The sequence below is a fragment of the Paracraurococcus ruber genome (assembly GCF_004353985.1).
Classification (GTDB): Bacteria; Pseudomonadota; Alphaproteobacteria; order Acetobacterales; family Acetobacteraceae; genus Paracraurococcus; species Paracraurococcus ruber.
Window position 1 is genome coordinate 1 of the sequence record NZ_SMOA01000227.1, and the last position, 8,883, is coordinate 8,883.

The window sequence follows — 8,883 nt, forward strand, 5'->3', positions numbered from 1 at the left end:
CGCGGCCTGCCAGGGTCGTCGGCGGGCGGCCAGGCCCCGGCGCGCCGGGCGACCGCCGCGCCCCCCCGCGGGGGAGGCGGATCGCACCGGCCGGACCGGCTCGACACGCCATGATCGCCAGCCCTGCGGGGGCACCCGGTCCAGGCGCCGGCCGCCGGCAGCGCCGCGGCGCGGCCGGCATGCCAGCCGGCCTGGGCGCCGCGGACGACCCTGGCGAAGCGCATGGTGCCGGCAATGCCGGCCCGCGGTCGATCCCCCTGCCGGGTCGTCGGTCCCCGCCTGTGCGATGGCCGCCGCGTCGCGCGACCGGCAGGCGCTGCGGCGCCTGGCCGAGGTTGGATCGCGGCGCGGCGTGGCGGCCACGCCAGGCACGACGGGGCAGACCCGGCGGCGTCGCGCATTGGGGCCGCAACCGGTCCTGCCCCGCCCCGGCGGCGCAGGGCGCCAGCGGGCAGGCCGTCGCGCGGTTTCGGACCAGCGGCACGACCGGGCCAGCCAGGCCGGACGCCACGGCGGGCGCCGCGGCCCAAGGCGTGTCGCCCGGCCTGGCGCGGCAGGCCGCCCGTCGGTGAAGGGCCGGCGACCGGTCACGATCGACGGCCGCCAGGATCAGCCGCGGCGGCCGGCCTCGGCCAGGGCGGCCAGGCGGGCCACCGCCGCCTCGAAGCCCGCCACCGCCGGCTCCGCTCCGGGGCCGCCGGCCAGCAGCGCGGCATGCGCCGCCTCCAGCCGGTCCAGCATCTCGACCAGGGCGGTGAAGCTGCCCGGCGCCGGGTCGCCCTCCCGCAGCTCGGCCACGCTGCGCCAGATCGCGTAGCGCTCCCCGGGGCCGAGGCGCCGATCGGCAGCGACGGCGCCGAGGAAGCGGTCATGCAGGGCGTCCAGCCCCTCCCGCCGGGCGCGGATGGCGCCGCGGGTGCCCTGGCCAGGCTGCGCGCCGATCACCGTCCGCAGCAGGCCGGCGACGGCCGCGACATGCGGCGCGGCCTCGGCCAGCATGGCCGGCACGGCGGCCCCCGCCATGCGGTCCGGCAGGTCGGACAGGGCGGCGATGCCGGCCAGGCCGGCGCTGCGCACCGGGGCCGGCACCACGGTGCCGCTGGCCGCCTGCACGGCGCCGAGCCCCTCCTCCGCCGCCCGCGCCAGTTGCGCGCCGGCGGGGCCGGTGCGCGGCGACACCGGGTCCCCGGCCGCGAGCTGCGCCAGGCCATGCGCATAGTCGCCGAGGGCGGTGAAGGCCGGCATCAGCACCTGCCCGGCCGCCTCGGCCGCAGCGCCGGGGGCTGCCGGGGGCGCGGCGGCGCGACCGCGGGCAGGCCCGGCGGCGAAGGCGATGGCGGCGTCCTCCCGCCGCGCCAGCCGCTCGAAGCCATCCATGCGGAGGATCACGGCATCGGCGGCCGGGTCCGCCGCCTCCAGCGCGGTGCCGAGGCGGAGGGCGAGCGGCGCGGGCGGCGGGTTGTCCCGCCCGGCGCAGGCGGCGGCGAGCAGGGGCAGCACAAGGACCAGGCGGCGCAGGGGCATGCGGACGAGCGCTCCGGAAGGGCGCGGCAGTGACGCCGCCCGCCGCCGCCGCGTCAAGCTAAGGAGCTGTCATGTGCCGGACGGATCGGGCCCCATGGATCGTGCCCCATGAATCGGGCCCCGGGCGGGGCCACCGGCGGCCGGGCGGCGGCGTCCGGCCGGACCGGATGGCGGCGCGGCGCGCAGACGCGCCGCCGCGATGGCCTGCTGCCGCGATGACCTGGCGCGGCGGGCGCGGCCGGGCAAAGGCGCGAACCGCCCCCGGCCCGCCGCCGTCAGACCAGCCTGGCCTGCCGCACCGCCGCGCCGATGAAGCCGCGGAACAGCGGGTGCGGGTCGAAGGGCTTGCTGCGCAGCTCCGGGTGGAACTGCACGCCGATGAACCAGGGATGGTCGGGATACTCGACGATCTCGGGCAGGGCGCCGTCGGGCGACATGCCGGAGAAGCGCAGCCCCGCTTCCTCGAGCTGGTCCTTGTAGGTGACGTTCACCTCGTAGCGGTGGCGGTGCCGCTCGCTGATCTCGGTCGCGCCGCCATAGACCTTCTGCACCAGCGACCCGTCGGACAGCCGGGCGAGGTAGGAGCCGAGGCGCATGGTGCCACCGAGGTCGCCGGCGGCGTTGCGCCGTTCCAGCGCATTGCCGCGCAGCCATTCGGTCATCAGCCCGACCACCGGATGCTCGCAGGGGCCGAATTCGGTCGAGCTGGCGCCCTTGAGGCCGACGAGGTTCCGCGCCGCCTCGATCACCGCCATCTGCATGCCGAAGCAGATGCCGAAGAAGGGCACCTTGCGTTCGCGGGCGAAGCGCACTGCTTCCAGCTTGCCGGGCGTGCCGCGTTCGCCGAAGCCGCCGGGCACCAGGATGCCGCTGGCGCCTTCCAGCCGGGCGACGGCGGCGCCGTCCTGCTCGAACACCTCGGAATCCACCCAGTCGAGCTTCACCCGGACGTTGTGGGCGATGCCGCCATGGGTCAGCGCCTCGGCCAGCGACTTGTAGCTGTCGAGCAGGTTCGTGTACTTGCCGACGACGGCGATGGTGACCTCGCCTTCCGGCTGCTTGATCGCCTGGACGATCCTCTCCCACCGCTTCATGTCCGGCTCGCCATAGGCGGAGAGGCCGAAATGGCGTAGCACTTCCTGGTCCATGCCTTCGGCATGGTACTGGATGGGCACGTCGTAAATGGTGCCGGCATCCAGCGCCGGGATCACCGATTCGGGGCGGACATTGCAGAACAGCGCGATCTTGCGCCGCTCATTCTCCGGGATCGGCCGGTCGCAGCGGCAGAGCAGGATCTGCGGCTGGATGCCGAGGCCGAGCAGCTCCTTCACGGAATGCTGCGTCGGCTTGGTCTTCAGCTCCCCGGCGGAGGGGATGTAGGGCAGCAAGGTGAGATGGACGAAGAGGCTGCGCTGCGGCCCCATCTCGTTCGCCAGTTGCCGGATGGCTTCCAGGAAGGGCAGCGACTCGATGTCGCCGACCGTGCCGCCCACCTCGACCAGGACGAAGTCGTAGCCGTCCACCTCGGCCTGGACGACTTCCTTGATCTTGTCCGTGATGTGGGGGATCACCTGGACGGTGCCGCCCAGGTAGTCGCCGCGCCGTTCGGCGGCGATGACGTCGGAGTAAATCCGCCCCGTCGTCCAGTTGTCGGCCTTCGAGGCATGCACGCCGGTGAAGCGTTCATAATGCCCGAGGTCGAGGTCGGCCTCCGCCCCGTCATCGGTGACGAAGACCTCGCCGTGCTGATACGGGCTCATCGTGCCCGGATCGACGTTGAGATAGGGATCGAGCTTGCGGAGCCGGACCCTGTAGCCGCGGGCCTGCAACAGCGCGCCGAGCGACGCTGCCGCAATGCCCTTGCCCAGGGAGGAGACCACGCCGCCGGTGATGAATACGTACCGCGCCATGGGCCGCCTCCTTAGCGCGGGGCGGGCGCCGCCGCCAGCGGCGCAACGCCGGGCCGCCATGCGTCGCCGGGGGGCGCTGCCCCCTTGCATCCCCCGCCGGGGGTCGGGCGCCCCCCGGACTCCCGCGTGGGCTTATCGCCGAGGCGATGACTCAAGGGGTCCTAGGGCCCTTCGGCCCTTGGCAGGGGATCGAACGGGCGCGTTCGATGGGGGTCAGGCGCCCCCCTGCGGCGACGTCAGTTCGTCGGCACGCTCGGCGCCGGGGCCGGCGCGGTGGGGGCGGCGGCCGGCGGCGGCGAATCGAGCAGCGAGCGTGGCGCGCCGGTGCCGCGGCCGAGCAGGGCCAGCGTCAGGGACAGCACGAAGAAGGCCGTGCCCAGGATGGCGGTGGTGCGGGTCAGCAGGTTGGCCGTGCCGCGGCCGGTCATGAACCCGCCCATGCCCTGGGAGGAGCCGATGCCGAGCCCGCCGCCCTCGCTGCGCTGCAGCAGCACCACCCCGATCAGGGCCAGCGTGACGAAGAGGTGGATGATGAGGAGGACGGTGGCCATGGGGCTGCGCTGCGGGTCCGGGACGGCGTGAGCCGGCCTTCTAGCGGCTGGCGGCAGCCCCCGCCACCCTTCGCCGCCCCAAGGGCGATCTGGGGGGCGTTTCGGGGGGCGGTGCGGCGGTCGCCAGGGCTTCCGCCAGGTCGTGGCTGGCCAGGTTCTTGGCCTTCGCCTCCACCTCCAGGTCCGTCCAGGCGAGGTGGCCGAGCGCCCAGGCATTGATCGCGCGGTTCCACATCCGGTCGGAATGCCGGCGCATCTCCCGCGCCGGCAGGCCGGCGACGCGCAGGGCCTGGAAGTCCGGCAGCGTGTCGGGGTCGAGGCCGGCGGGCAGCAGGTCCTGCCGCGGGGCGGAGAGGTGCCCCATCGGGCGGGTGCCGCGCCAGCTTGCCTGGATGGTGGCGATGCGGCGGTCGTCGGGGGCGATGTGCGCGCCGCCGGTGAAGCACCAGTGGTGGTGCAGGTCGAGCACGATGGGCAGCAGGTCGGCCAGCGGCAGCAGGTCCTCGAGGCCATAGGCGGTCTCGTCATTCTCGACCGTCAGCAGGTCGCGGGTGGCCTGCGAGAGGCGGGCATGGCCGCAGCGGAAGCCCTCGGTGCCCGGGGCGCGGGCGCCGCCATGGATGTTGATATGCGCGCCCATGGGATGCCAGCCGCCGGCGAGGCCGAGCAGGGCCATGATCTCCGTGTGGTAGTCGAGCTCGGCCACGCTGTTGTCGAGCGCCGCGGGGTTGGCGGTGGAGAGGACGCAGAACTGGCCGGGATGCATGGAGAGACGGACACCGGCGGCGCGGGCCCGGGCGCCGATGGCGGGGAGGCTGGTCTCGATGACGGCGCGCAGGGCGGGGTCGTCATAGCGCGGGCGGGCGACAGGGTGGGTGTAGCAGGGCAGGACGCTGCTGATGATGCGCAGGCAGCGTTCGAGCGGCGGGGCGGCGGCGGCTTCCTCCACCTGCGCGGCGAGGGCGTCGAGGTTATGCCGGACGAGGGCGAGGAGCTTCGCCGTCGCCTGGGCGGGGGAGAGGCGGGAGAGGGCGGCGACGGTGGTGTCGCGGAGGTTCAGGGCCGTGGCCGGGCGCGGGTCGCCGGGCGGGGGGACAAACTTGCAGCACCAGCCGATTCGCATGGGGGCGCGAACGCGGGGTGGCGGGCAAGGGTTCGGGAGGATGGCGCTTGAAGGCTGCATCAGAGTGATGCATATTGCGGGCATGAGTGACGCGAACACGTCGCGCCAGGGCCTGACCGTCCGCCTGGCGCCCGACCTGCTGGACCGCGTGCGACGCATCGCCGAGGCGGAGCACCGCTCGGCTTCGGCCTATCTGGAACAGCTGGTGGAGCGCGACCTGGCGGCGCGGGACGAGGCCGAGCGGGTGGTGCGGGTCTTCGTGGACCCGGCGCTGGCCGGGGCGGCGGAGGGCATGGTGGCGCGCGAGGCCGATGAAGACGCGGCGCGGCATGCAAGCCGGGCGGCGACGCTGGACCGGCTGTTCGGCGGGGACTGACGATCGCCGCGCCGCCCGGGGCGCCCTTCCCCGAGGGCGCCTTCGTCTGGACCAACTTCCCCTTCGGCCCGCCGGAGCACCGGCCGGACCAGCCCGGGCCGGCGCCGCACATCGCCTATGTGCTCGGCCACCGGGTCGGGCGGCAGGGGGTGCAGATTCTGCTGGCCTACAGCAGTTCCGGCCGCTGGCGCGGCGCCGGGCCGGGGCTGCCGGTGGGCGTCATCGAGTTCGACGCCGCGGCGGCGCAGCGGGTGAACCAGCGGCCCTTCCACCTGGACCTGCGCTGCCTGGCGCGGGTGCTGCTGACGGAGGCGTGGTTCCCGCGGCTGCGAGAGGCGGAGCGCGGCATGGTGGCGCTGGCGGACAGGGCGCTGCGGGAGAGGGTTCTGCGGGAGGCGGAGGCGCTGGCGGCGCGCAACCCGCGGGTCATCGAGATCCGCGGCGTCGCGCCGTAGCGGGACGCTCAGGCCTCCACCACGACATAGGCATCCTCGACCCGCACCGGGAAGGTCTCGGCGGTGTAGGGCCCCTCCACCAGCGCCGCCCCGCTCTCCACATGCGCCGGGAATTGCCGCACCTGCACGCGCTTCGGATCGAACCAGCTTTTCCCGGTGCGGATGTCGAATTCCCAGTAGTGCCAGGGGCAGCGGATCATCTCGCCCCGCCGCGCATAGTGGTACACGCCCGGCTCCGGGCTCTCGACATGGCCGCTGACCAGCCCGGCGCAGAGGCTGCCGCCCTGGTGCGGGCAGCGGTCGGACAGCGCGAAGAACTCGCCCGCGAGATTGAAGACGACGATACGCTTGCCGTCGGCCTCCACCAGCTTCCGCCCGCCCGGCGGAATCTCGGACACCGGACCTACGACCAGCTTGGGCACGGCAGACTCGCAGAAAAAGGTGAGAGGGGGCTCGGGAGGGGGAGAGGTCCCTCTCTCCCCCCGCTCCTACAGCCCGTACAGCGCCTTGGCATTGCCCCCGTAGATCGCCGCCCGCTTCTCGGCCGGGATCACCCCCGGCATCGCCGACCGCGCATCGTCGAAATCCCAGTGCGGGTAGTCGGAGGCGAAGAGGATCCGGTCCCAGCCGACCCATTCGCAGATGTCGAGCAGGTGCGGCCCTCGCTCCGGCTCCTCCATCGGCTGGGTGGAGACCCAGACATGCTGGCGGATCTGCTCGGAGGGCAGGCGCGTCAGGTGCGGCACCTCGGACTTCAGGCTCTTCCAGGCCTGGTCCAGCCGCCAGCCGACGGCGGGCAGCCAGGCGAAGCCGCATTCGATGAGAATGACCTTCAGCGCCGGGAAGCGCTCGAACACGCCCTCCACCACCAGGGAGATCACCTGGTTCTGGCAGGAGGTCGCGTGCTCGCTGACCTCCTCGATGTAGAAGCTCGGCCAGCCGCCATTGGTCATGGCCCAGCCGCTGTAGCCGAAGGCGTGGAAGGCGACGGGCAGGCCGGCCTCGGCCGCCGCCTCGTAGATCGGCCAGTAGCGCGGGTTGCCGCAGGGCTCGGCCGTGCGGCTCATCATCAGCACCTGGCAGAAATTCGGGTCGCCGGCGCGCTTGCGGATCTCGGCGGCCGAGGCCTGCGGGTCCTCATAGGGCACGACGATGCTGCCGCGCAGCCGCGGTTCCTTGCGCAGCCAGTGTTCCAGCTGCCACTCGTTCACCGCGTGGGCCATGGCGGCGGAGAAGGCGCCGTTGCGGTCGCCCTGCCCGCTCGGCTGCAGCGGGTTCAGCACGCCGACATCCATCCCGTAGTTGTCGAGCAGCTGGAAGCGCAGGAAGTCGAGGTCGGAGGCCGGCGTGCCGCCATTCGGCGGCCAGGCGTCGCGCCGCGACGCAAGTGGTTGGGCCTTGGGAAAGGGCGGCTGGCCACCCGTGAAGCCGTGGCGCTGGCGCATGCCCCAGGTCTGCAGGTGCTGCCACCAGCGCTCCGACAGGAAGGGCCTGAACTCGGTGATGGCCTTGGGGCGCGGATGGATGTCCACGTCGATCAGGCCGAGCGTCGCGGCGGGCGGCTTGCCCGGCACCTGGATGGGCTGGATGACGTTCATCATGCGGGAACTCCCTCAGCCATGGCGGGGCGCCCCGTCACGCGACGCGCTCTGGGCGGTCGGCGATCGGGCGGTCCGCGATCGGGGGTGAAAGACGGGCATAGGTCTCGAGCGCGTTGTCGCGCAGCAGCTTCGGCAGCAGCGCCTCGGGGAAGCCGGCCGGGATCGCCGCGTCGCCGTCGAACTGCCAGTGCGGCCAGTCGGAGGCCCAGAGCAGCATCCGGTCCGACCGCAAATGGTCCAGCACGCGCGGCACGGCGTCCGCCGGCGCGTCGAAGGGCTGCACGGTCAGCCGCACCTGGTCGCGGATGATCTCGGCCGGCAGCCGGTCCACCCAGGGGATCTCGAAGCGCACGCCCTTCCAGGTCTTCTGCAGCCGCCAGAGGAAGGCGGGCAGCCAGGTCACGCCGCTCTCCAGCAGCACCACCTTGAGCGCGGGGAATTTCACCAGCGCGCCCTCGGTCATCAGGCTGGCCAGCGTGCTCTGGAAGCCCTGCTGGTTGGCGGCGTATTCCTCGAGGTACCAGGACGTCCAGCCGACCGAGGTCTGCGGATGGCGGTAGGCGCTGCCGGCATGGATGCCCAGCGGCAAGCCGTGCCGCACGCAGGCCTCCCAGATCGGCCAGTATTGCCGCTTGCCCAGCGGGTTCTCGCCCAGCGCCAGGGCCAGCACCTGCACGAAGCGCCGGTCGGGCGCCAGCCGCTCGATCTCCTCCACCGCCGCCGCCACGCTCTGCATCGGCAGCACGATGGAGGCGCGGAGCCGGTCGTCACGGTCCAGCCACTCCGCCCGGGTCCAGTCGTTCAGCGCCCGGGTGAAGGCCACTGCCATGTCCTGGCTGAGGACGAGCTGCACGCCGTAGAGCGGGTTGAGGATGCCGAATTCCGACCCGAAGGGATCCAGCGCCTGGGTGCGCAGCGCCTCGACGCTGTCCGCCCCGCGGCCATTGGCGCCGCGCCAGTCGGCCCGGATGGTCTTCGGGGAGTTCACCGGCCAGGACTGGCTGTCGAGCGTGGTGATGCCGCGCTCGGTCACCTGGTCGGCCCAGAACGCGTCCATGTAGGGCACCAGCGCCTGCATCCCCGGCACCATGGGGTGCAGGTCGCAATCGACAGGCCGGCCTTCCAGGATGCGAACGCCGCCGAACATGCCCTCTCCCGTCTCCATCCCCGCTGGCATATCAGCCCCAACGCGGCAGGGGGGCAAGCGGTGGCCTGGTCAATCGACCATGGGCGGCGCGCGGCGGGCCCCTGCCGCCCGGGCCGGGCGCCGCGACCCCGCATCCTGGCGGTTCCCTTCGGGCCGGGGCAAGCGCCGCGGCGCCGACCCGCCGCCGGCCGCGGGC

At 73.5% G+C, this 8,883-nt stretch carries 9 protein-coding genes; 2 read left to right on the forward strand and 7 right to left on the reverse strand.

The features are described 5' to 3' along the window. Nucleotides 1–609: 609 nt before the first annotated feature. From E2C05_RS25015 to E2C05_RS25030, 4 genes are all read right to left on the reverse strand, one after another. Nucleotides 610–1,524 carry a hypothetical protein gene (locus E2C05_RS25015; RefSeq protein WP_133222369.1) on the reverse strand — a complete coding sequence of 305 codons (915 nt, stop codon included), beginning with the start codon at nucleotides 1,522–1,524 and terminating at the stop codon, nucleotides 610–612. A 275-nt stretch (nucleotides 1,525–1,799) separates the two neighbouring features. After that, nucleotides 1,800–3,434: a CTP synthase gene (locus E2C05_RS25020; RefSeq protein ID WP_133222370.1), complete on the reverse strand. Its 1,635-nt coding sequence runs from the start codon at nucleotides 3,432–3,434 to the stop codon at nucleotides 1,800–1,802. Nucleotides 3,435–3,670: 236 nt separating this feature from the next. After that, nucleotides 3,671–3,985 (reverse strand): preprotein translocase subunit SecG, encoded by a 315-nt coding sequence (secG, locus tag E2C05_RS25025; RefSeq protein ID WP_133222371.1) that lies wholly within the window; start codon nucleotides 3,983–3,985, stop codon nucleotides 3,671–3,673. A gap of 40 nt (nucleotides 3,986–4,025) precedes the next feature. After that, the gene (locus tag E2C05_RS25030; RefSeq protein WP_205083054.1) at nucleotides 4,026–5,108 is read right to left on the reverse strand and encodes an apurinic/apyrimidinic endonuclease family protein; all 1,083 of its coding nucleotides are present in this window, start codon (nucleotides 5,106–5,108) and stop codon (nucleotides 4,026–4,028) included. Between the two features lie 82 nt (nucleotides 5,109–5,190). Here E2C05_RS25030 and E2C05_RS25035 point away from each other — a divergent pair, with 82 nt between their 5' ends. Together E2C05_RS25035 and E2C05_RS25040 are read left to right on the forward strand one after the other, a co-directional pair. Continuing rightward, nucleotides 5,191–5,484 (forward strand): ribbon-helix-helix domain-containing protein, encoded by a 294-nt coding sequence (locus E2C05_RS25035; RefSeq protein WP_133222373.1) that lies wholly within the window; start codon nucleotides 5,191–5,193, stop codon nucleotides 5,482–5,484. A 149-nt stretch (nucleotides 5,485–5,633) separates the two neighbouring features. Next, nucleotides 5,634–5,939, forward strand: a complete 306-nt coding sequence (locus E2C05_RS25040) for a hypothetical protein (RefSeq protein WP_133222374.1) — start codon at nucleotides 5,634–5,636, stop codon at nucleotides 5,937–5,939. 8 nt (nucleotides 5,940–5,947) lie between these two features. Here the strand turns inward: E2C05_RS25040 and E2C05_RS25045 are convergent, their stop codons facing one another. From E2C05_RS25045 to E2C05_RS25055, 3 genes are all read right to left on the reverse strand, one after another. Beyond that, complete coding sequence (locus E2C05_RS25045) at nucleotides 5,948–6,361, reverse strand: Rieske (2Fe-2S) protein (protein WP_133222375.1); 414 nt, start codon at nucleotides 6,359–6,361, stop codon at nucleotides 5,948–5,950. A gap of 66 nt (nucleotides 6,362–6,427) precedes the next feature. Next, a complete protein-coding gene (locus tag E2C05_RS25050; protein ID WP_200306577.1) occupies nucleotides 6,428–7,540 on the reverse strand; it encodes an amidohydrolase family protein in 1,113 nt (370 codons plus the stop codon). Nucleotides 7,541–7,574: 34 nt separating this feature from the next. Beyond that, nucleotides 7,575–8,687, reverse strand: coding sequence for an amidohydrolase family protein (locus tag E2C05_RS25055; RefSeq protein ID WP_133222376.1), 1,113 nt, complete (start codon nucleotides 8,685–8,687; stop codon nucleotides 7,575–7,577). Nucleotides 8,688–8,883 lie beyond the last annotated feature (196 nt).